The sequence below is a fragment of the Aeromonas encheleia genome, from assembly GCF_900637545.1.
Lineage (GTDB): Bacteria > Pseudomonadota > Gammaproteobacteria > Enterobacterales > Aeromonadaceae > Aeromonas > Aeromonas encheleia.
In genome coordinates this window covers 201,237-222,161 of record NZ_LR134376.1, presented here as the reverse complement: position 1 = coordinate 222,161, position 20,925 = coordinate 201,237, and the positions used below count along the sequence as shown (strand labels likewise).

General features: G+C 62.8%; 17 protein-coding genes and 1 tRNA gene. 7 read left to right on the top strand and 11 right to left on the bottom strand.

Annotated elements, in window-relative coordinates:
• Positions 1 to 34: 34 nt before the first annotated feature.
• A complete protein-coding gene (gene pgeF / locus EL255_RS01005; protein ID WP_042654356.1) occupies positions 35 to 772 on the bottom strand; it encodes a peptidoglycan editing factor PgeF in 738 nt (245 codons plus the stop codon).
• Positions 773 to 893: 121 nt separating this feature from the next.
• Positions 894 to 1,874 (bottom strand): 23S rRNA pseudouridine(1911/1915/1917) synthase RluD, encoded by a 981-nt coding sequence (gene rluD / locus EL255_RS01000; protein WP_042654357.1) that lies wholly within the window; start codon positions 1,872 to 1,874, stop codon positions 894 to 896.
• A gap of 116 nt (positions 1,875 to 1,990) precedes the next feature.
• Here rluD and EL255_RS00995 point away from each other — a divergent pair, with 116 nt between their 5' ends.
• Positions 1,991 to 2,746 carry an outer membrane protein assembly factor BamD gene (locus EL255_RS00995; RefSeq protein ID WP_042654471.1) on the top strand — a complete coding sequence of 252 codons (756 nt, stop codon included), beginning with the start codon at positions 1,991 to 1,993 and terminating at the stop codon, positions 2,744 to 2,746.
• Between the two features lie 90 nt (positions 2,747 to 2,836).
• Here the strand turns inward: EL255_RS00995 and EL255_RS00990 are convergent, their stop codons facing one another.
• From EL255_RS00990 to yqhD, 6 genes are all read right to left on the bottom strand, one after another.
• The gene (locus EL255_RS00990; protein ID WP_042654358.1) at positions 2,837 to 4,165 is read right to left on the bottom strand and encodes a CoA-disulfide reductase; all 1,329 of its coding nucleotides are present in this window, start codon (positions 4,163 to 4,165) and stop codon (positions 2,837 to 2,839) included.
• An 80-nt stretch (positions 4,166 to 4,245) separates the two neighbouring features.
• A complete protein-coding gene (locus EL255_RS00985) occupies positions 4,246 to 5,646 on the bottom strand; it encodes an L-cystine transporter (protein WP_042654359.1) in 1,401 nt (466 codons plus the stop codon).
• Positions 5,647 to 5,807: 161 nt separating this feature from the next.
• Positions 5,808 to 7,100: an L-cysteine desulfidase family protein gene (locus EL255_RS00980; RefSeq protein ID WP_042654360.1), complete on the bottom strand. Its 1,293-nt coding sequence runs from the start codon at positions 7,098 to 7,100 to the stop codon at positions 5,808 to 5,810.
• Positions 7,101 to 7,467: 367 nt separating this feature from the next.
• Positions 7,468 to 8,952 carry a Re/Si-specific NAD(P)(+) transhydrogenase subunit beta gene (gene pntB, locus EL255_RS00975; protein ID WP_042654361.1) on the bottom strand — a complete coding sequence of 495 codons (1,485 nt, stop codon included), beginning with the start codon at positions 8,950 to 8,952 and terminating at the stop codon, positions 7,468 to 7,470.
• Between the two features lie 11 nt (positions 8,953 to 8,963).
• The gene (locus EL255_RS00970) at positions 8,964 to 10,490 is read right to left on the bottom strand and encodes a Re/Si-specific NAD(P)(+) transhydrogenase subunit alpha (RefSeq protein WP_042654362.1); all 1,527 of its coding nucleotides are present in this window, start codon (positions 10,488 to 10,490) and stop codon (positions 8,964 to 8,966) included.
• Positions 10,491 to 10,996: 506 nt separating this feature from the next.
• On the bottom strand, positions 10,997 to 12,160 hold the full coding sequence (yqhD, locus tag EL255_RS00965) for an alcohol dehydrogenase (RefSeq protein ID WP_042654363.1): 1,164 nt from the start codon (positions 12,158 to 12,160) through the stop codon (positions 10,997 to 10,999).
• 141 nt (positions 12,161 to 12,301) lie between these two features.
• Between yqhD and EL255_RS00960 the strand changes: the two genes are divergently transcribed.
• Together EL255_RS00960 and EL255_RS00955 are read left to right on the top strand one after the other, a co-directional pair.
• Complete coding sequence (locus EL255_RS00960) at positions 12,302 to 13,204, top strand: AraC family transcriptional regulator (RefSeq protein WP_042654364.1); 903 nt, start codon at positions 12,302 to 12,304, stop codon at positions 13,202 to 13,204.
• 16 nt (positions 13,205 to 13,220) lie between these two features.
• Positions 13,221 to 13,733, top strand: coding sequence for a lipocalin family protein (locus tag EL255_RS00955; protein ID WP_042654365.1), 513 nt, complete (start codon positions 13,221 to 13,223; stop codon positions 13,731 to 13,733).
• 57 nt (positions 13,734 to 13,790) lie between these two features.
• Here the strand turns inward: EL255_RS00955 and EL255_RS00950 are convergent, their stop codons facing one another.
• Positions 13,791 to 15,680 carry a methyl-accepting chemotaxis protein gene (locus EL255_RS00950; protein WP_042654366.1) on the bottom strand — a complete coding sequence of 630 codons (1,890 nt, stop codon included), beginning with the start codon at positions 15,678 to 15,680 and terminating at the stop codon, positions 13,791 to 13,793.
• A 309-nt stretch (positions 15,681 to 15,989) separates the two neighbouring features.
• Here EL255_RS00950 and EL255_RS00945 point away from each other — a divergent pair, with 309 nt between their 5' ends.
• The gene (locus EL255_RS00945) at positions 15,990 to 16,508 is read left to right on the top strand and encodes a class IV adenylate cyclase (RefSeq protein ID WP_042654367.1); all 519 of its coding nucleotides are present in this window, start codon (positions 15,990 to 15,992) and stop codon (positions 16,506 to 16,508) included.
• A gap of 55 nt (positions 16,509 to 16,563) precedes the next feature.
• Here EL255_RS00945 and EL255_RS00940 read toward each other — a convergent pair whose 3' ends face one another.
• The gene (locus EL255_RS00940; protein WP_042654368.1) at positions 16,564 to 17,934 is read right to left on the bottom strand and encodes a phosphatidylserine decarboxylase family protein; all 1,371 of its coding nucleotides are present in this window, start codon (positions 17,932 to 17,934) and stop codon (positions 16,564 to 16,566) included.
• A gap of 311 nt (positions 17,935 to 18,245) precedes the next feature.
• Positions 18,246 to 18,322: transfer RNA gene (locus tag EL255_RS00935), tRNA-Trp, on the bottom strand.
• A 202-nt stretch (positions 18,323 to 18,524) separates the two neighbouring features.
• Between EL255_RS00935 and EL255_RS00930 the strand changes: the two genes are divergently transcribed.
• The 3 genes from EL255_RS00930 to pyrI all read left to right on the top strand — a co-directional run bounded on the left by EL255_RS00930 (position 18,525) and on the right by pyrI (position 20,737).
• Entirely contained in the window at positions 18,525 to 19,067 is a 543-nt protein-coding gene (locus EL255_RS00930) for a hypothetical protein (protein ID WP_042654369.1), read from the top strand.
• Between the two features lie 274 nt (positions 19,068 to 19,341).
• Positions 19,342 to 20,262 carry an aspartate carbamoyltransferase gene (gene pyrB, locus EL255_RS00925; RefSeq protein ID WP_042654472.1) on the top strand — a complete coding sequence of 307 codons (921 nt, stop codon included), beginning with the start codon at positions 19,342 to 19,344 and terminating at the stop codon, positions 20,260 to 20,262.
• 10 nt (positions 20,263 to 20,272) lie between these two features.
• Positions 20,273 to 20,737: an aspartate carbamoyltransferase regulatory subunit gene (gene pyrI / locus EL255_RS00920; protein WP_042654370.1), complete on the top strand. Its 465-nt coding sequence runs from the start codon at positions 20,273 to 20,275 to the stop codon at positions 20,735 to 20,737.
• The last annotated feature ends 188 nt before the right edge of the window (positions 20,738 to 20,925 follow it).

Sequence of the window (20,925 nt, the reverse complement as noted above, 5' to 3'; positions counted from 1 at the left end):
TCACGGCAGAAACAGGCATCGAGGACGCCCCGATTCAGTCCGCTAGCCAGATGATCGAGGCCATGCGGCCGGTCTGGCCGTCGCGGCGATAGGAGTAGAACCGCTCGCCGTCGCTGAAGGTGCAGTGCTCACCGCCATAGACGGCGCTCACCCCGGCGCGGGCCAGCCGCAGCCGGGCCAGCTGGTAGATGTCCGCCAGCCACTTGCCCTCGTTGGCAGAGGGCACGAAGGCGGCGGCCGCCTCGGCCTGCTCGGCCAGGAAGGCGTCGCGCACCTCGCCCCCCACCTCGAACGCCCGGGGGCCTATGGCCGGCCCAAGCCAGGCGAGAATATCGGCTGGATCGCAACCCATGGCCGCGATGCTGGCCTCCAGCGCGCCACCCTGCAGCCCGCGCCAGCCGGCGTGAGCGGCGGCCACCCGGGTGCCTGCCCGGTCGCAGAGCAACACCGGCAGACAGTCGGCAGTCATCACTATGCAGGCCAGGCCGGCCTCGTGGGCGCAGGCCGCATCGGCCTGCGGCGTGGCGCCGATCGCGTTGCTGACCGGGTGGACTAGGGTGCCGTGTACCTGATCGAGCCAGTTGAGCCGACCCGGGATCCCGGCCGCCTGCTGCAAGGCGGCGCGGTTGGCCTCGACCCTGGCCGCCTCGTCGCCCACATGGGCCCCCAGGTTCAGGCCGCGAAAGACCCCCTCGCTGACACCGCCATCCCGGGTGGTCGACAACGCCCGCACTGAGGCCGGGGCCGGCCAGTCAGGTACGATCCACTTCATCTTCTCTCCTTCATTTTCAACAAATAAAAAAGGGGCTCCTTATCTGTCATCAGCTAAGGAGCCCCGTTTGGCCTGCTATCCGGGCCTGGTTACGGCAGAAGCCGACGCAGGCCTCGATCGATCAGCCCCAGACCAGATCGTCCGGGTTGGCCAGGGTATCGGCACGCAACACTTCCATCAGATCCAGCATGTCTTGCGGCGTGGCAGAGTGCCACTCCATGACTTCGCCGGTGATGGGGTGCGCCAGCTTCAGCATGGTGGCATGCAGCGCCTGGCGGTGGAAGCCGCGCAGCGCCTGGGTCAGCTCCGGAGTCGCGTTGCGCAGCAGGCGCATACGGCCACCGTAGGCGGGATCCCCCACCAGTGGGTGCTTGATATGAGCCATGTGCACGCGGATCTGGTGGGTACGCCCCGTCTCCAACCGCAGACGCAGTCGGGTGTGGCCACGGAACTTCTCGTGTACCCGGAAGTGGGTCACGGAAGGACGGCCATTGGGCACCACAGCCATGTGGGTACGCTGGGTCGGGTGACGGCCGATGGGGGCGTCCACGGTGCCGCCTGCGGTCATGTGACCGATGGCGATGGCTTCATACTCACGGGTGATCTGGCGCGCCTGCAGCGCCTCCACCAGATGGGTCTGGGCCGGTACCGTCTTGGCGACCACCATCAGACCGGTGGTGTCCTTATCCAGACGGTGCACTATGCCGGCACGGGGTACCTCGGCAATGCCGGGGTAGCGGTGCAGCAGGGCGTTGAGGATGGTGCCATCCGGTGTGCCGGCGCCCGGGTGAACCACCAGGCCGGCCGGCTTGTCGATCACCAGGATGTGTTCATCTTCATAGATGATGTTGAGTTCGATATCCTGAGCATCCCAACGGGTGTCATCTTCCAACTCGACATCTACATGTACCTGTTGCCCTGCCAGCACTTTCTCGCGCGGGGTGTTGGCAACCTGACCGTCCAGGGTCACTCTGTCCTGTAAAATCCACTCCTTGATGCGGGTTCTGGAGTAGTCTGGAAACAATTCAGCCAGGGCCTGGTCGAGTCGCTGCCCGAATTGGTGATCCTGAAATTCGCCTGTCAGTTCAATATGCTGGCTCATGTATGGTCTCTTGAGCGGGGGTATCAATTCGAAATAATCCGGGTATTCTAGCTTTTCTTTTAGCCAAGCATAACGGATACTTTGCCAATTTCGTGGAAATGGACCGGATGTTGTTGATGGGAAAGAAGTCTCACCTGCTGATGTCGCTCGCCTTGATCGCTACCCTGATCACTGGCTGTTCCAGCACCAAACCCAAGGTTCCCGACGAACCGCCGGAAGTCCTGTACCAACAGGCTCGCCTCAAGCTGGATACAGGTAACTACCTGAATGCCATCGAGTTACTGGAAGCATTGGACTCACGCTACCCCTTCGGTGCCTACTCCAGTCAGGTTCAGCTTGACCTGATCTACGCCTACTACAAACAGGATGATACCGCCCAGGCCATCGCCAATATCGACCGGTTCATCCGCCTCAATCCTGCCCACAAGAACATAGATTATGTGTTCTACATGCGTGGCCTGACCAACATGGCGGCGGATTACAACTTCTTCCAGGACTTCCTGGGGATAGATCGGGACGACAAGGACCCCTCCTACGCCCGTCAGGCCTTCCAGGACTTCAAGACACTGCTGCAGAACTACCCCAACAGCAGCTTCGCCGCCGATGCCCGTGCCCGCATGATAGGCCTGAAGACCCGTCTCGCCCGCTACGATCTGGGGGTGGCCGAGTATTACGTGAAGCGTGATGCGCTGATCGCCGCCGCCAACCGCGCCAAGATGGTAGTCGAGACCTATCCCGACACCGTCGAGACCGAGAAGGCACTGGAGATCATGGTCAACGCCTACGATACCCTGAAGATGCCGACCCTGGCCCAGCACGCCCGCGAGGTGCTGGCCAAGAACTACCCGGACAATCGCCTCGGCCGCGGCTGAGTGAGACCGGAACAAAAAACCGATGCCTAGGCATCGGTTTTTTTATGGGCGCGATCCGGGCGTGACCAGTGCTGCGTCCGGATGCCTGCTCTACTTGGCGACATTGCCCGCTACGTTGAGCACATCCCAGGTGCGGGAGAAGGGCGGCGCGTAGGCGAAGTCCAGCATGCCGAGCTGCTCGGTGGTGACCCCCATGGTGATGGCCACCACCAGCGCGTCGATGCGGTGCACGGCCCCTTTGCGCCCCAGGATCTGGCCCCCCAGCAGGCGCTTGCTGCCCGCCTCATACACCAGCTTGACGTGGATGTCGGACTGACCCGGGCAGTAGTTGGTGTGGCACTTGTCCTTGATCAGCACGGTGCGATAGTCGATGCCCAGCGCCTGCGCCTCCCGCTCGGACAGGCCGGTACGGCCCGCCTCCAGCCCCAGCACCTTGAGCGCCGCAGAGCCTAACGTGCCTGGGAATTCCTGGCCGGCACCGGCCAGGTTCTCACCCACCATGCGCCCCAGCTTGTTGGCGATGGTGGCGAGCGGCACATAGACCTGTTGCTGCTTCACGCTGTGCCAGACGCTGGCACAGTCCCCCGCCGACCAGACGTTGGGCAGCGAGCTACGGCCCTGCCGATCCACCTCGATGGCGCCGTTGGCCAGTCGTTTGATGCCGGTATCGGCCAGAAACTCGGTGTTGGGCCTGACCCCGGTGCAGACCACCACTATATCGGCCTCGTAGCAGCCCTGGTCGGTGCGCACGCCACTGACCCTGCCCTCCCCCAGCAGCGCCTCCACCCGCTCTCCCAGGTGCAGAGAGACGCCCTGTTCGCGTAGCTCGGTCTCGATGTGCAGAGTGATCTCTGAATCGAAGGCATCGGGGATGACCCGCTCCGCCAACTCGATGAGGCGCACCTCCTTGCCCTGATGCACCAATGCCTCCACCACCTCCAGCCCGATGAAGCCGGAGCCGATGACGACGGCCTTGCGCTTGCTGCCATCCTGCACCACGGCCTTGAGCGCCAGGCCATCGGCCAGACGGCGCAGACCGAACACCCCCTCCTGCTGCAGGCCGGGGATCGGCGGCATCTGCTCGCGGGCGCCGGTGGCGATCATCAGGCGATCGTAATGGTCGCTGAAGCTGTCGCCGTTGTGCTCGACCCTCAGGGTCTGGTTCTTGGCATCCAGCGCCAGCACCCGGTGACCGGTCTTGACCTCGATCCCCTTGGCGGCGAACTGCGCCGGGGTGAACTCGGCCATGTAACCGGGCTCCTGGAAGTCGTCGCCGACGAAGTAGGGCAGCCCGCAGGCCCCGAAGGAGATCACCTCGGAGGCCTCATACACCACAATCTCGGCATCCTTGGCCAGACGGCGGGCCTTGGCGGCCGCACTCATGCCGGCGGCTTCGCCACCTATGATCACAATACGCATTGCTTGACTCCTGTTACGACAGGGGAGGCATCGCCTCCCCTGATTGATCTATTAGCTGGGAACGGGCCCCCGTGGATGGGTCAGACCGCAGACTCTTCGCCGTCCAGGCTGACCTCGGCATCGCTGTTGAAGACCGCCATGTCGGTCTGCCCCATCAGGCGGCCGGTGATGGTGCCCGCAGTGATGGAGCCGGAGACGTTGAGGGCGGTGCGGCCCATGTCGATGAGCGGCTCGATGGAGATGAGCAGGCCCGCCAGCGCCACCGGGAAGTCCAGTGCCGACAGCACGATCAGCGCCGCGAAGGTGGCGCCGCCACCGACCCCGGCCACCCCGAACGAGCTGACGGTGATGATGGCGATCAGCGTCATGATGAAGCCGGGATCCATCGGGTTGACGCCGACGGTCGGGGCTATCATCACCGCCAGCATGGCCGGGTAGATGCCGGCGCAGCCGTTCTGGCCTATGGTGGCGCCGAAGGAGGCGGCGAAGTTCGCGATCCCTTCAGGCACGCCGAGCGCCTTGGTCTGGGTCTGCACGTTCATCGGGATCGAGCCCGCGCTGGTGCGCGAGGTGAAGGCGAACGCCAGCACCGGCATGATCTTCTTCAGGAAGCGGGCCGGGTTGATGCCCACCAGGCTCACCAGCAGCAGGTGCACGCCAAACATGATGGCGATGGCGCCGTAGGAGGCCAGCACGAAGTTCAGCAGGTTGATGATGTCGGCGTAGTTGGAGCCGGAGACCACCTTGGCCATCAGCGCCAGCACGCCATAGGGGGTGAGGCGCAGCACCAGGGTCACCATCCGCATCACTATGGCGTGGGCCACCAGCATGAAGCGTTCGAAGCTCGCGAAGATCTCCGGTTTCTTGCGGGCGATGCCGGTGGCGGACAGGCCGATGAAGATGGAGAAGATCACCACGGCTATGGTGGAGGTCTTGCGCGCCCCCGTCATGTCGAGGAAGGGGTTGGCCGGGATGAACTCCAGCACCATCTTGGCGAAGGACATGCTCTCGACACTGCCGAGGCTGGTCTGCAGGGCCGCGCCACGGGCGGTCTCGGCGGCGCCGGCGACCAGCCCCTCGGCGGTCAGGCCGAACAGGTTGGACATCAGTATGCCCGCCCCGGCGGCGATCATGGTGGTGAAGATCAGCACCCCTATGGTCAGGGCGCTGATCTTGCCGAGCGAGCTGCCGCCGCTCAGCTTGAGGATGGCGCCTATGATGGAGACCATGATGAGCGGCACTATGATCATCTGCAGCAGCTTCACGTAGCCGCTGCCGACGATGTCCAGATAGTCATTGGTCTGCACCAGTACCTCGGAGCCGACCCCGTGCAGCAGTTGCAGCGCTCCGCCGAACAAGATGCCCAACCCCAGCCCCGAGAAGACCCGGCGGGTGAAGCTGACATGGGTCTGCTGCAACCGGTAGAGAAACAGCAACAACATGACCAGGATGGCCAGATTACCGATAACGCTAAGTGTCATGATATTCCCCAAAAAATAAACGGGCGAGGCCCGAGATTGACGGACGGGCGCCTCGTGCGCCTCGCCCTGAAACTGACCGCATCGTGGCGGTCCGTCCCCCGGTATGCCGGGGTGACGTCAATGCATGCAAACACCGAGGGTGGCCTGCGCCACCCTCGTCATCAGTTCCCCTTGCCCTGCTGTTTGGCCCGCATGATGTTGATGATCTCGATGTCGGTGTCCAGCATCCCCCGCTTGGAGAGGCGCCCCAGATTGGCGATGGTCTGATCCACGTCATCGGAGACTATGCCCTCGCTCTGGGGCACGTGCAGGTTGTTGATCGCCATCAGCGACGACTTGACCGCCGCCGAGGTGGAGGTCGACACCTTCATGGAGCAGGCGCTGCCCGCACCGTCGCAGATGATACCGGAAACATCGCCGATCATGTTGTTGATGCAGTGACTGATCTGCTCGAACTGACCCCCCAGCAGCCAGGTGATGGCGGCCCCCGAGCCCATGGCGGCGGTGCTGGCGGCGCACAGGGCCGACAGCTTGTTCTGGTACATCTTGATGTAGATGGCGACCAGATGGCTCATCACCAGCGCCCGGGTCAGCTGCTCCTCGTCGGCCTTGAGGAAGCGGGCGGCGGCCACCACCGGCATGGTGGCAGCGATGCCCTGGTTGCCCGAGCCCGAGTTGGACATGGCGGGCAGCATGGCGCCGTCCATGCGCGCATCCGACGCGGCCGACGACAGGCGCATGGCCAGCGTCATCAGATCGTCGGACAGCAGCTTGCGCTCCACCTGTTCGGTCAGGATCTTGCCGATGCTCAGGCCATAGCCCTGCAGCCCCTCGTCCGCCAGCGCCTGGTTCATGCTGGCCGCCTCGCGGATGAACGCGATCTCGGCCAGCGGCACCTCCAGGGCGAACGCCACTATCTCGCGCAAGGTCATGCCGGGCTTGTCGGACTTGGCGGGCTGGATCTGCACGCCGGGGGCGCTGGCCTGCTCCATCAGCACCTCACCATCCTTCTCCAGCAGCACGATGCGGGTGTGATCGGTGCAGATCACCACCCGGGCGCTGTGACCGTCGGCCTCGGCCAATACCTCGGCGTAGAGCACGTCCGGCACGTCCTTCACATCCACCCGGATGACGGGCAGCAGCGCCTTGGCGGCCTCCACCTGGGCCGGGGTGAGGCCCTTGAGCACCTCCAGTCCGGCGTCCGGGTTGCCCCCGGTGATGCCGACCGCGGCGGCGACCGGCAGGCCTATCATGCCGGTGCCGGGCACGCCGACCCCCATGCCGTTCTTGAACAGGTTGCCACTGACCCAGATGCTGATGCGGGTCGGTACCTGGCCCAGCAGCTTGCGGCAGTTGGCCGCCGCCAGCGCCACCGACATGGGCTCGGTGCAGCCAAGGGCCGGCACCACTTCACGCTTGAGCAGGGTTATGAAATCGGTCCATTGTGCTTTCATCTGTGGTTTCTCTGGTTCGCTATGCCGCTGGGCACATACTGCATGATCGGATCGGATCCACCCTGATGGTGAACGGGAGGAGGGCGCCAGCCTGGCAGGCCCTCCCCTCTGTAAATTTATTTGATCTTAGTGACGCCGGACTCAAATAAAATTGAGCCAGCTCGCTTTTCGCCGCCATTATGCCTTCCAGCAGGGGCAACGTCACCGGATTGCGATCCCGATCACGACCCGCCGCCCGCCTGGGTCCCTGCCCCCTCCACCTCGCTACCCGACAGTGCCTTTGCCATCAATGGCTTGGCTCCGTGGCGTGAAAAAATCGCAATAAAAAAGGAGGCCGAAGCCTCCTCTTGTCTCATCCGGTCAAGGCTTACAGCGCCTTCAGGATGGCCTCGACGCTGGCCTTGGCATCGCCAAACAGCATCTGGGTGTTCTCCTTGAAGAACAGCGGGTTCTGTACCCCGGCGTAACCTGTGTTCATGGAGCGCTTGAAGCCGATGACGTTCTGCGCCTTCCACACTTCCAGCACCGGCATGCCGGCGATCGGGCTGCCCGGATCTTCCATCGCGGCCGGGTTGACGGTGTCATTGGCACCGATCACCAGCACCACGTCGGTGTCGTTGAAGTCGTCGTTGATCTCGTCCATTTCCAGAACTATGTCATACGGGACTTTCGCTTCCGCCAGCAACACGTTCATGTGGCCAGGCAGACGACCGGCCACCGGGTGGATACCGAAGCGCACCTTGACGCCGCGCTCACGCAGCTTGTGGGTTATCTCGGCAACCGGGTACTGCGCCTGCGCCACCGCCATGCCGTAGCCCGGGGTGATGATGACGGAGCTGGCGTTCTTCAGCATGTCGGCCACATCTTCGGCGTTGGTCTCGCGGTACTCGCCCATCTCCTGATCGGCGGTCGATGCGACACCGTCGGAGCCGAAGCCACCGGCGATCACCGAGATGAAGGAGCGGTTCATCGCCTTGCACATGATGTAGGAGAGGATCGCACCGGAGGAACCCACCAGCGCACCCACCACGATCAGCAGGTCGTTGGAGAGCATGAAGCCCGCCGCCGCCGCCGCCCAACCGGAGTAGGAGTTCAGCATGGAGACCACGACCGGCATGTCGGCGCCACCTATGCTGGCTACCAGATGCCAGCCGAAGGCGAAGGCGATCAGGGTCATCAGCAGCAGCGCGAAGGTGGAGCCACCGGCGTTGACGAAGTGGATCATCAGCGCCAGGGAGACCACCACGGCCAGCAGGTTCAGCTTGTGGCGATGGGGCAGTTGCAGCGGCTTGGAAGAGATCAGGCCACGCAGTTTGCCGAACGCCACTATGGAGCCGGTGAAGGTCACGGCACCGATGAAGACGCCGAGGAAGATTTCCACCAGGTGGATGTTCAGCATGGCGCCGGACAGGTGCTCGACCTGGGCGACGCTGGCCGCCTGCTCGAACGCCGCCCGGGCCGCGGCCAGGGTTGCATCCAGGTTGGAGCCGACGGAGACCACTACCTCAGCGGGCGCGGAGGGGTGCAGATCGATGAAGCTGTTGAAGCCCACCAGCACCGCCGCCATGCCCACGAAGCTGTGCAGTATGGCCACCAGCTCGGGCATCTCGGTCATCTCGACCTTGAGCGCCAGACGCACACCGATGGCACCACCGATGATCATGGCCAGGATGATCCAGTGCACGCCACTGGTCTCCGGGTTGAGTACGGTCGCGAGAAGCGCTATGGCCATCCCCGCGATACCGAACAGGTTGCCATGTTTGGCCGTTTCTTGCTTCGACAGTCCCGCGAGACTGAGGATGAAGAGCACGGCGGCAACGATATAGGATGCTGTTACCAGTCCTTGAGACACGTTAAACCCCCTTAATCCTTACGGAACATCTTCAGCATGCGCTGAGTGACGGTGAAGCCACCGAAGATGTTGATACTGGCAATCAGCACGGCGATAAAGGCCAATACGGTGACCAGGGTCGACCCTTGCCCAATCTGCAGCAGGGCACCGACCACGATAATGCCGGAGATGGCATTGGTGACCGACATCAGCGGCGTGTGCAGGGAGTGAGAAACGTTCCACACCACGTAGTAACCGACCACGCAGGACAGGATGAAGACGGTGAAGTGGGACAGGAACTCGGCGGGTGCTACCGCAGCCACCCAACCGAAGGCGGCGATGCCGAGGGCACCGAACACGAACTTCTTGTTGGAGGGTTTCTTCTCTTCGGCCTGCTTGGGCGCAACCTTGGCGGCTGGCTTCTGCGGGGCGGCGGAGACGGCGATGGCGGGCGGCGGGAAGGTGACTTCACCGGCCTGGATCACCGTCATGTTGCGCTGGACCACGTCTTCGAAGTCGATGGCGACGTTGCCGTCCTTCTCCTTGCACATCAGCTTCATCAGGTTGACCAGGTTGGTACCGTAGAGCTGGGAGGATTGGGCGGGCAGGCGGCCAGGCAGGTCGGTGTAACCGATCACCTTGACGCCGTTGGGGGTCACGAACAGCTCGGTCGGCTTGGTGTATTCACAGTTGCCGCCGGTCGCCGCCGCCAGATCCACGATCACCGAACCCGGCTTCATGCTGTCGACCATCTCCTTGGTGATCAGCTTGGGAGCGGGACGGCCAGGGATCAGGGCGGTGGTGATGATGATGTCCACTTCCTTGGCCTGCTGGGCAAACAGCTCCATCTCGGCCTTGATGAACTCATCGGACATGACCTTGGCATAACCATCGCTGGAGGCGCCATCTTCATTGCCGAAGTCCAGCTTGAGGAATTCCCCCCCCATGGATTCGATCTGCTCGGCCACTTCCAGACGGGTATCGAAGGCACGCACTATGGCGCCGAGGGAACCGGCGGTCCCGATGGCGGCCAGACCGGCCACGCCGGCACCGATCACCAGTACCTTGGCAGGGGGAACCTTGCCGGCGGCGGTGATCTGACCGGTGAAGAAGCGACCGAACTGGTGGGCGGCTTCGACCACGGCGCGATAGCCACCGATGTTGGCCATGGAGGAGAGGGCATCGAGGGACTGGGCACGGGAGATCCGCGGCACCATGTCCATCGCCATCACATTGATGTTGCGCTCGGACAGCTTCTTGACCAACTCAGGGTTCTGGGCAGGCCAGATGAAGCTCACCAGGGTGGCACCATCTTTAATCTGTGTGATCTCGGCATCGGTCGGCGCATTGACCTTGAAAATAAGGTCGGCTTGCCAGACGCTCGGCACCACGCTGGCACCGGCAGCCTCGAAGGCGGCATCATCGAAGCTGGCCAACGAGCCAGCACCGGCCTCGATGGCGACCTCGAAGCCGAGCTTTTTCAGCTGCTCAACGGTGGCCGGGGTCGCTGCGACCCGGGTCTCACCGGCGAGACTCTCTCTCGGTATTCCAATCTGCATGACTATTCCCTGATGGTTAATAAACAATCATTGCCCAGTCTCTCATGTCTGAGCCGACAAGGCATGACCAAAGTACAGGTCACGGGCCCTTTGTTATGAAAATCAGCAGGCTTCACCTCAACCTCCTGTCATGGTCAGGCCCCCACTTTTCAGGCGCGAAGGTGATTAGTATCAAATTTTGGAGTTTTATTACAACCGCAGCCCGGGCGGCGCCGGTACAGAATTCAGCCCATCCCGAGAGGGTATTTAAAAAAACAAACCAAATTAGCGACTTATACCAGCAAAATACGCTGGAAAAAGTGATCCAACCAGTCAAAAAAAATGTTTTGCCGGCCCTCTATCTTAGCGTTTTTTGTTCTTACGAAATCTATTCCCGGCTCACCTCGCGAGCCGAAAAGGAAAAAAGTAACCTTTTTGTAACGACCAGGGGGCCGCTCCCCCGCCATGCGGCAGGTTCGGGCCCCCTCGATTCGGTACTGCTGTCGACCGGATACGGCGCCGGCCGCTTACCAGGCCGCCTCATAAATATGCTGACTCTGCACCAGATCGATGTCGCCGTGCTCGCCGAGGGCGGTCATGCCGTGCTCCGCCAGCTTGGCCAGCAGGGTGTCGATGCCGGCGTCGGCCATGCCATAGTCCCGCAGCCGGGTCTTGAGCCCCATCCGCTCGAAGAAGTCGCGGGTGGCGGCGATGGCGCCGTCGATGCGATCGTCCTCGCTGCCGCTGCGCAGGTCCCACACCCGCTCGGCGTATTGCAGCAGCTTGGCGTGTTTCTGCTCACGCTTGGCCTGCAGCAGGGCCGGCAGCACCACCGCCAGGGTTTGGGCATGGTCGAGGCCGTGCAGGGCGGTCAGCTCGTGGCCCAGCATGTGGGTCGCCCAGTCCTGGGGCACGCCGGCCCCGATCAGGCCGTTGAGCGCCATGGTGGCACTCCACATGATGTTGGCGCGCACGTCGTAATTCTCCGGCTCCACCAGCGCCTTGGGGCCCTCCTCGACCAGGGTCAGCAGCAACCCCTCGGCGAAGCGATCCTGCACCTTGGCGTTGACCGGGTAGGTGAGGTACTGCTCCAGGGTGTGGATGAAGGCATCCACCACGCCGTTCGCCACCTGACGAGCGGGCAGGGTGTAGGTCAGCACCGGATCCAGCACGGCGAAGCGCGGCATCACGAACGGCGAGAAGAAGTGCTGCTTGTCACCGCTGCTCTTGCGGGTGATGACGGCCCCCATGTTCATCTCGGAGCCGGTGGCCGGCAGGGTCAGCACGGCGCCAAGCGGAATGGCGGAGGCCACCTCGCCACCGACGGTCTCGAGGATGTGCCAGGGATCCCTGGCCGGATCGTAGTGGGCGGCGGCGGCGATAAACTTGGTGCCATCCAGCACCGAGCCACCACCGACCGCCAGCAGGAAGTCGATCTGCTCAGCGCGAGCCAGGGTCACGGCCCCCATCAGGGTCTCATAGGTGGGGTTGGGCTCGATGCCGCCGAACTCGAACAGGGACATGCCCGCCAGCTCGCCGCGGATCTGCGCCAGCAGGCCGCTGTGCACCACGCTGCCACCGCCATAGGTGATCAGGATGCGGGCATCGGTGGGGAGCTGTTCGCGCAGCTGGGCGACCTGGCCCTTGCCGAACAGGATCTTGGTCGGGGTGTGCAGGGTGAAATTGTGCATCGACATTACCTTCATGCTGACGAGGCGGCTGAGCCGCAAAATGTTGATTGCATTTTTCTACAGACAACACCTACCATCAAGGCAACATTCTGCACATTGTTTGCCTATTTCTACAAAACACCATATTTTACCGGAGCCGCCATGCCCAATCGCTACGCCGAACTCGCCGCCAGGCTGACCCGCCATGTCGCTGCGCCCGGCATCACCCCCTCCCCGGTGGAGCAGGTGAACCTCATCTACACCACCGAATATCACGGGCGCACTCCTGTGCTCTACCAGCCGCGGATGATAGTGATACTGCAGGGGCACAAGGTGGGCTATCTGGCGGATCAGGTGTTTCGCTACGATCCCAACCACTACCTGCTGATGACGCTGTCGCTGCCGTGCGAGTGCGAGTGCTTCGCCTCCCCCGAGCAGCCGCTCATCGGCTTCTCCATCGAGATCAACGTCGCCACCCTGCAGGAGCTGCTGCTGGAGCTGGGAGACAGCCTGCCCGCCCCTCCGCCCCAGCAGAGCGGCGTGCTGGCGGTGCCGCTCTCCGAGCAGATGTTCTGCGCCGCCGAGCGGCTGATCGAGCTGATGGACAAGCCCCAGCACGCCAGGGTGCTGGGGCCGCAGACGGTGCGGGAGATGCTGTTCTACGCCCTCCATGAGGCGGGCGGGCCGGCGCTGCAGGCACTCGCCAACCGCCACAACCACATGGGTCAGATAGCCCGCGTGCTGCGCCTCATCGAGCAGCGCTACGCCGACACCCTGACCATGGAGGAGCTGGCGCGGGAGGTGAACATGAGCGTCTCTGCCTTCCATCACCACTTCAAGGCGGTCACCTCCACCTCACCGCTGCAATACATCAAGTCGTTTCGCCTGCACAAGGCGCGCATGATGATGCTGCACGACGGCATCAAGGCGGGGGCGGCGGCGGCCAGGGTCGGCTACGAGAGCAACTCCCAGTTCAGCCGGGAGTACAAGCGCTTCTTCGGCAGCACGCCGACGGATCAGGCCTCCCGCTTCCGGGACGGCCAGCTGCGCATCATCGAAGGCTAAAAGAGAGGGATCCCCCATGCGTTCACTGCTTTGTCTGCTCACCGTTTGGCTGCTGACGGCCTGTACCGGCCTCGCCGACGGCATCCGCCCCGTCACCGGCTTCCAGCTCGACCGCTACCTCGGTACCTGGTACGAGATAGCACGCCTCGACCACAGCTTCGAGCGGGGGCTGGAGCAGGTGAGCGCCACTTACAGCCTGCGTGACGACGGTGGCGTCAAGGTACTAAACAGAGGCCTCCAGAGTGATGGCCGCTGGCGCGAGGCCGAGGGCAAGGCCTACTTCGTGGACAAGCCTACCGAGGCGCGGCTCAAGGTGAGCTTCTTCGGCCCCTTCTACGGCGGCTACAACGTCATCGATCTGGACCCCGACTACCAGCTCTCCCTGGTGACCAGCTACAACCACGACTATCTGTGGATCCTCTCCCGCGCCCCCAACCCGCCCAAAGCCAAGGTGGATGCACTGATCGCCAAGGCCAAGGGACTGGGCTTTGCCACCGACCGGCTCATCTGGGTCAAACAGAGCCCCTGAGACTCACAGGAATGCAAAAGGGCAGCCCGCGGGCTGCCCTTTTTTCTGGCAACAGGGTCAGAGCCGGAAGCGGCCTATCTCCTGCTCCAACCGCTCGGTCAGCGCCTTGAGCTCCACCGCCTGGGTCGCCTCCCCCTGCGCCTGCTCGGCCAGCTCCTGGGAGACGTGGCGGATGTTCTCGGTGTTGCGGCTGATCTCGCCTGTGACCGAGGTCTGCTCCTCCGCCGCCGCCGCTATCTGGGTCGCCATGTCGCTGATGGAGCCGATGGCCTCGTTGATCCGGGCCAGGCTCTGGTTGGCGGCCTCCGCATCCTCCACGCTGGTGCCCGCCAGCTGACGGCTGGTCTCCATGCCGGTGACGGCCCGCCTGGTGGTCTGCTGCAGGGTCTCGATCATCTGCTGGATCTCGTCGGTGGAGTCGTGGGTGCGCCTGGACAGCACCCGCACCTCGTCCGCCACCACCGCGAAGCCGCGCCCCTGCTCGCCGGCACGGGCCGCCTCGATGGCGGCGTTCAGCGCCAGCAGGTTGGTCTGCTCGGCGATGCCGCTGATGGTGGCCAGGATGCCGCTGATCTTCTGGGCATGGGCATCCAGCTCATGGATGGTCTGGCTGGCATCGGCCACCTCGTCCGCGAGACCCGTGATGCTGCGCTGGCTCTGACCGACCTGGGACTGACCGGCGACGGCCAGCTTGACCGCCTCCCCCGAGGTGGTGGCGGCGAATTCGGCGTTGCCGGCGATCTCCTGGGTGGCGGAGGCCATCTCGGTCACCGCGGTCGCCACCATGACGATCTCGTCCTGCTGCTGGCGCACCCGCTGACTGCGGGCCTCTGCGCCCTGCGCCTGGACCCGGGACTGGGCCGCCAGCTCGCCGGTCACGTCCCGCAGGCGGCTGACGATGCCGTGCAGCCGGGCCACGAACTGGTTGAAGCTCTGGGCCAGCTGGCCCACCTCATCCTTGCTGCGGGTGTCGATGTGAACGGTAAGATCCCCCTCGCCGTGGGCGATGTCGTGCAGCGCACCAGCCACCCGGCCTAGATCCTGGAACAGGAACTTGAAGGTGCTGGTCAGCACCAGGCCGAACACCAGGATCAGGCCAGCGCTGATGAGTGCCAGCTCGCCGAGCAAGCGCTGCAACGGTGCCATCAGCACATCCTCGTGCATCACCATGGCCAGCAGCCAGTCGGTGTTGGGGATAGGCAGCACCAGCATCTGGCTGTCGCGCCCGCCGATCTGCACCGCCTGCAGGCCACCCTGCTGGCTCATGCTCACCAGTCGGCCGGCATCCAGCTCGGGGGCCAGATCCTGGCTCTTCTTGAGCGCCAGCTCCTTGTTCGGGTGGGCGACGATGAGGCCGCTCTTGTCCAGCAGCATGGCGTAGCCGTCCCCCTGCACCCGCATCGCCAGCACGTCCTGAATGAGCTGATCCAGCGCCAGATTGGCTCCCACCACCCCCATCAGGCGCCCTTGCTGCAGCACCGGCTCGGCCAGGGTCACCACCAGCTGCTGCATGGTCACGCTGACGTAGGGCTCGGTGATGATGAGCCGGCCCGCCTTGGCGGCATCCTGGTACCAGGGGCGCTCGCGCGGGTCATAGTTGCCCTTGTTGAGGGAGGGATCGTTGCGGGTCATGACCCCCTCCGCCGAGCCGTAATAGGCCAGCCCGAAGCCGCCGGAGCGCAGGGTCTGCTGCAGATGGGGCACCAGCTCGGACGCCGGGTGGTTGGCGATCACCTCGACCTGGGCGGTCAGGCTCTCGCGCCTGTCCTGCATCCACTTGCCGATCCCCTCCGCGTAGGCGCTGGCATAGTTGCGCGCCTCGCTGTCGATGGCACTCAGGGTCTGGCTCTTCAGGGTATAGAAGGCGGTCATGCCGAGCAGGCAGACGGTGATCAACACCACGCCCAGGCTGGTTGCGAGCAATTTGCCGCGAAGGGAAAGGTTCATGGAATGTCCTCATAGCGATATAAGTGGCGTCAAATAAAGCCTGCACACCTCGTGTGGACTATATCGACCAGAAATACCCGACCATGAACGGCCATTGCTTAATTTTTGATAGGTCAACAAGCGGTTAGCACCGCCAGGCCCAGAGGAGAACGGAGCGCAATGAAGCAGATCGCCCGGGGTCGCACGGGCGCTAAGGCTAGCCCACCCGCGCTATGGCGGTTTTGGGGTTCAGCCTGCTGGCACCTGCGCCGGCAAGCTGTATCTGTGATAGGTTGGCACTCCAGTAGTTCCCAAGGAGACCCTCATACCATGCCCCGAAATATCGAGATCAAGGCCAGGATCGCACGGATCGACGCCCTCCTCCCCAAGGCGGCCGCCATCGCCGATCAGGGTCCCGTCGAGATAGCGCAGGATGATACTTTCTTTCGCTGCGAGTCAGGCCGACTCAAGCTGCGCACCCTGTCGCCCTCCGCCGGCCAGCTCATCTTCTACCGCCGAGCCGATCGGCAAGGCCCCAAGGAGAGCTTCTATCAGGTCACTCCGACGAGCGAGCCGGACAGCCTGCGGGAGACCCTCAGCCTGGCCTGTGGCCAGATAGGCCGGGTGCAGAAGACGCGCACCCTGTTTCTGATCGGCAGGACCCGGATCCATCTCGATCGGGTGGAGGGGCTAGGCCACTTTCTCGAGCTGGAGGTAGTGCTGGAGGATGAGGAACCGCTCGAGGCGGGGATACAGGAGGCCCATGACATCATGGCGCGCCTCGGTGTGGAGCCGTCCCAGTTGATCGAAGGCGCCTATCTGGACCTGCTGGCCAAGACGCTGGCCTGATCGCAGGGTAACAAACAGGCCGCCCGCAGGCGGCCTGTTTCCATATGAATGATCCTCACTTCACCCGTGCGATGGCGGTGTTGAGCCGCAGGTTGGTGGCCTCCAGGCTCGGGCTCTGGCCATGGAAGTCGAACGTCAGCTCCACCCCCTTGCGAAACACCAGGCAATGGGTCGAGCCGCCGAAGTGGAACATGCCGAGCTGATCCCCCTTCTTCACCCTGTCCCCCACCTTCACCGTGATGTCGCAGCTCGACACCTCGGCCATCCCCACCGGCACCACGCACATCAGGCCGATCTTCGGGTTGTCTGCCTCGATGAAGATCAGCGCCCGGGTCGCCACCGAGGTGAGGAAGGGCTGTGAGTTGTTGGGGGCGCTGGGATCGGCACCGTCGGCATCGAGGAAACCCTCGTACTGGTTTTCCAGGTAGTAGGTGCCGTTGACCACCCGCACCTTGCGGATGGTGCCGCTCACCGGGCTGTGCCAGCGGTGGTAGCTCAAGGCGCTGAGGAAGGCCTGATAGACGGTGCCGTCGTCGAACAGCGGCGCCGTGTCGTCGAAGTCGAGCATGTTGTCGAGGGAATAGGGCTGACCCTTGAGCCAGAAGCGATCGCTGCGGCTCACCCCGCTCTTCACCTGCAGCGGGGCCGACTCGCAGGCACTGACGATGACATTGTCGTCCTCCGGCGCCGACACCGGCCGCACGCCGGGGCGGAAGGTGCGGGTGAAGAACTCATCCCAGCAGCCGAAGCCATGGTATTCGGCCGCCGGATCGCACTGGAAGATGGCATCGAAGCTGTCCGGGGTCGGGTTGGCACCCTCCCCCAGGGCGGAGCGGGCCACCTGCATCATCTCGCCCTGGGCCAGCTTGCCGAGCCAGGGCACTATCAGGGTCTCCCTGTCCAGCCGGCTGACCGGCTCGGTCAGCACGTAGCGCGAGGCCGGGCTTTGCAGAAACTGCGCCCAGTAGCCGAGGATCTTCTTGAATTGTTGATTGATCAGGGCGTTGGCAAAGAACAGGTAGCCGGAGCGGGTCGCCATTGGCCAGTCGAGCAGGGCGTTGATGGGGAAGCCGATGAGCCCGGAGGGGGACTGGCTCGGGATATCCTGATAGGCCTCGGGCGCCGTGGTCATGATGCCGTTGAGCAGGATCAGGAAGTCGTCGAAGCTCTTCAGCTCGATCTGTCCGAGCGGCGTCAAGTGCTCGTGACGCCAGGCCTCCCTGAACATGGCGTCGGCCTGGGCGTGCAGCAGGGGATCCGACCTGACCAGATCCTGCAGCTGGGCGATGGGGGCCACCAGCGGCCGCGGTTGCTGCGCCACATACAGCTGGAGCCGTTTGATCCAGCGTGTGATGTGGGCCTGATCCTGTGGCACCCAGCCACCGGGGCGGGACTTGTTCAATCGGGTTTCAACGGCCTTGTTCATGACTCATCTCCTCGCATTGTCTCCACGCCCAGAATCCACAGCTTGAGCATCCATGCTGACGAACCGCCACGCGCGCCCTAGGCAGCGCGTGGCACAGCTCATGTGGTGTAGCACAGGGATGCGGACGGCACGACTGCCAGAAACGACAGGGCAGAAAGCGGCAATAGCGACTAGCGAAGGGCAACTGGGCCAAGCCCTTGAAAGGCAGGGGAAGCCAAGGCGTCAGGAGGAGAAGCGGAGCGGGGTCGCCGCAGAAAACCGGAAAGGCAGAAATGCGAAAGGCCAGCTCAATGAGCTGGCCTCTCTAAAAATGGCAGGGGCGGCAGGACTCGAACCCGCAACCATCGGTTTTGGAGACCGCTGTTCTACCAATTGGAACTACGCCCCTGCAACAAACGAGGCGAATTATACAAAGCCGGGATCAAAGGTAAAGGCTTTTTTTCTCAGTTTCGATGCGATCGAACAAATGACGAGCAACTCGCGCCAATTTGCCCGTTCTGGCCGGGTAACTCGCTGTATTTACAGCCTTGCCTGGGTAGGAAAGGCGCCCGAATGGGGGTAGGGTGGATGTTGGCAAGAGGAGGATGCTCATGCTCAATTACCGCCTACTTCAACAACTTGCGCCACTCAACTTCAGGGATGAGCGCAAAACCGAGTCTCTGCCCGATTATCTAGACCGGGTCGCCCCGCTGGTGCCCTTCATTCCCCAGAACGTACTGACCCAGTGGATTTACCGCCATTGGCGCGGTTTTGAGTCCAACTGGAGCTTTATCGATCTCGCCCGCCACCGCTTCGAGTGTGAATCCTGGAGCACGGAGCAGGTCGTGACCCACATCAGCTCCCGCCACATGGAGGTGATCGAGCGCTGGGGCGAGATGTTGCGCCACAATCGCTACGTGCGCCGCTCCTGGCTCGGCGAGGACATGCTGAGCCGGGGCACCTGGTCCGAGCCCATCATAGTGCTCGCCCCCGCCGCGGACGCCTGCTACCCGGACGGGCGGCCACTGCCACAACCCTATTGCCTGCTGGAAGGGCATCACAGGCTAGGTTATCTGCGCAGCATGGCCGAAGATGGCTTGGCGCTGTCGGATCGACACCAGCTCTGGGTTTGCCGACCCGTTCACGACACTTAAACGTTTTTACGGGCAAATCTTGCCTTTGAAATAAATTTTTGACAATTCGAAAAGCGACTCTATAATCTGTCCGGTTTTGAAAAAGGTCGGGACATGACGATGCAGTTTTTGAACAAGAAAACAGCCTTGCAGACGGGTGGAGCGCACCAGAGCGGCCCCGTTGTTTTCGGTTCCCGACCCACAGATCCCCAATTATTTTTAAAAAGAGCCCCTGTTTCAGGGGCTTTTTTTTGTGCCCGAAAAACCTTCATTGATGTCAAAGGGAATGCAGACGATGGCCAATCCACTCTATAACAAACACGTCATCTCCATCTCGGATCTGACCCGGTCCGACATGGAACTGGTGGTCGCAACCGCCCAGCGGTTGAAGGCCGAACCCGACACCCGCCTGTTGAAAGACAAGCTGGTCGCCAGCTGTTTCTTCGAAGCCTCCACCCGCACCCGCCTCTCGTTCGAGACCGCGGTCCAGCGCCTTGGCGGCAACATCATCGGCTTCGCCGACGGCGGCAATACCAGCGCCAAGAAGGGTGAGACCCTGGCCGACTCCATCAAGATCATCGGCTCCTACTCCGATGCCGTGGTGATGCGCCACCCGAAGGAGGGCGCCGCCCGCCTCGCCTCCGAGTTCTCCCGCGTGCCGGTCATCAACGGCGGCGATGGCTCCAACCAGCATCCGACCCAGACCCTGCTCGATCTCTTCTCCATCCACGAGACCCAGGGCAAGCTGGACGGCCTCAACGTCGCCTTCGTCGGTGACCTCAAGTACGGCCGCACCGTCCACTCCCTGGCCCAAGCCCTGAGCCTGTTCAACTGCCGCTTCTTCTTCATCTCCCCGGAGGCGCTGGCGATGCCGGACTACCTGTGCGAAGAGCTGGAAGAGAAGGGCATCCAGTTCAGCGTGCACGAGACCATGGAAGAGGTGATGCCGGAGCTCGACATCCTCTACATGACCCGGGTCCAGAAAGAGCGCTTCGACGAGACCGAGTACAAGCACATGGCCGCCAAGTTCGTGCTGGAGCTGGCGACCCTGGAAGGGGCCAAGCCCAGCATGAAGATCCTGCATCCCCTGCCCCGCGTCGACGAGATCGAGGTGGCGGTCGACAAGACCCCCCATGCCTACTACTTCCAGCAGGCAGAAAACGGGGTCTACGCGCGCCAGGCACTGCTGGCACTGGTACTGAATGAAACTGTCTGAGGGGAATATCATGTCTGACAAGAACCAACTGCAAGTCGAAGCCATCCGTCACGGCTCCGTCATCGACCACGTCCCCGCCGGCCAGGGCATCAAGATCCTCAAGCTGTTCCAGCTGATCGAGACCCAGGAGCGCATCACCGTCGGTTTCAACCTGAAATCCGGCGCGCTCGGCAAGAAGGATCTGATCAAGATCGAGAACACCCGCTTGACCGCAGAGCAGGCCAACCAGCTGGCGCTGTTCGCCCCCAAGGCGACCGTCAACATCATCGAAGACTTCGCCGTGGTGAAGAAGCACCAGCTGGAGCTGCCGGAGTTCATCACGGGCGTGTTCCACTGCCCCAACTCCAACTGCATCTCCCACAACGAACCGGTGGACAGCTACTTCCGGGTGCGCGAGGTGAAGGGAGTGGTACGCATGAAGTGCAAATACTGCGAGAAGTCCTTCACCCAGGACATCGTCAGCGAACGTTATTGATATTCAGCTGGGCCCTCTGGGGCCCATTTTTGACCCCTGTCACATCACTCATTCCCCTTTTGGTTATAATTTGCCATCCCGCAACGGCTAGACATCGTTCATTCCCTGCCTCTCACCTTACAGTCAGAGTTTTTTGCTATTAAAAGCACTGATGGCAGGTTTCGTTCGATAGCCATTGGTCATAGTCA

What these genes read in the sequence shown, in the direction of transcription:
- EL255_RS00995 (WP_042654471.1), top strand. Translation starts at nt 1,991, where the DNA reads ATGGGAAAGAAGTCTCACCTGCTGATGTCGCTCGCCTTGATCGCTACC.
- EL255_RS00970 (WP_042654362.1), bottom strand. Translation starts at nt 10,490, where the DNA reads ATGCAGATTGGAATACCGAGAGAGAGTCTCGCCGGTGAGACCCGGGTC.
- EL255_RS00960 (WP_042654364.1), top strand. Translation starts at nt 12,302, where the DNA reads ATGCCCAATCGCTACGCCGAACTCGCCGCCAGGCTGACCCGCCATGTC.
- EL255_RS00990 (WP_042654358.1), bottom strand. Translation starts at nt 4,165, where the DNA reads ATGCGTATTGTGATCATAGGTGGCGAAGCCGCCGGCATGAGTGCGGCC.
- pyrI (WP_042654370.1), top strand. Translation starts at nt 20,273, where the DNA reads ATGTCTGACAAGAACCAACTGCAAGTCGAAGCCATCCGTCACGGCTCC.
- EL255_RS00945 (WP_042654367.1), top strand. Translation starts at nt 15,990, where the DNA reads ATGCCCCGAAATATCGAGATCAAGGCCAGGATCGCACGGATCGACGCC.
- yqhD (WP_042654363.1), bottom strand. Translation starts at nt 12,160, where the DNA reads ATGCACAATTTCACCCTGCACACCCCGACCAAGATCCTGTTCGGCAAG.
- rluD (WP_042654357.1), bottom strand. Translation starts at nt 1,874, where the DNA reads ATGAGCCAGCATATTGAACTGACAGGCGAATTTCAGGATCACCAATTC.
- EL255_RS00955 (WP_042654365.1), top strand. Translation starts at nt 13,221, where the DNA reads ATGCGTTCACTGCTTTGTCTGCTCACCGTTTGGCTGCTGACGGCCTGT.
- EL255_RS00930 (WP_042654369.1), top strand. Translation starts at nt 18,525, where the DNA reads ATGCTCAATTACCGCCTACTTCAACAACTTGCGCCACTCAACTTCAGG.
- pgeF (WP_042654356.1), bottom strand. Translation starts at nt 772, where the DNA reads ATGAAGTGGATCGTACCTGACTGGCCGGCCCCGGCCTCAGTGCGGGCG.
- EL255_RS00940 (WP_042654368.1), bottom strand. Translation starts at nt 17,934, where the DNA reads ATGAACAAGGCCGTTGAAACCCGATTGAACAAGTCCCGCCCCGGTGGC.
- EL255_RS00980 (WP_042654360.1), bottom strand. Translation starts at nt 7,100, where the DNA reads ATGAAAGCACAATGGACCGATTTCATAACCCTGCTCAAGCGTGAAGTG.
- EL255_RS00985 (WP_042654359.1), bottom strand. Translation starts at nt 5,646, where the DNA reads ATGACACTTAGCGTTATCGGTAATCTGGCCATCCTGGTCATGTTGTTG.
- pyrB (WP_042654472.1), top strand. Translation starts at nt 19,342, where the DNA reads ATGGCCAATCCACTCTATAACAAACACGTCATCTCCATCTCGGATCTG.
- EL255_RS00950 (WP_042654366.1), bottom strand. Translation starts at nt 15,680, where the DNA reads ATGAACCTTTCCCTTCGCGGCAAATTGCTCGCAACCAGCCTGGGCGTG.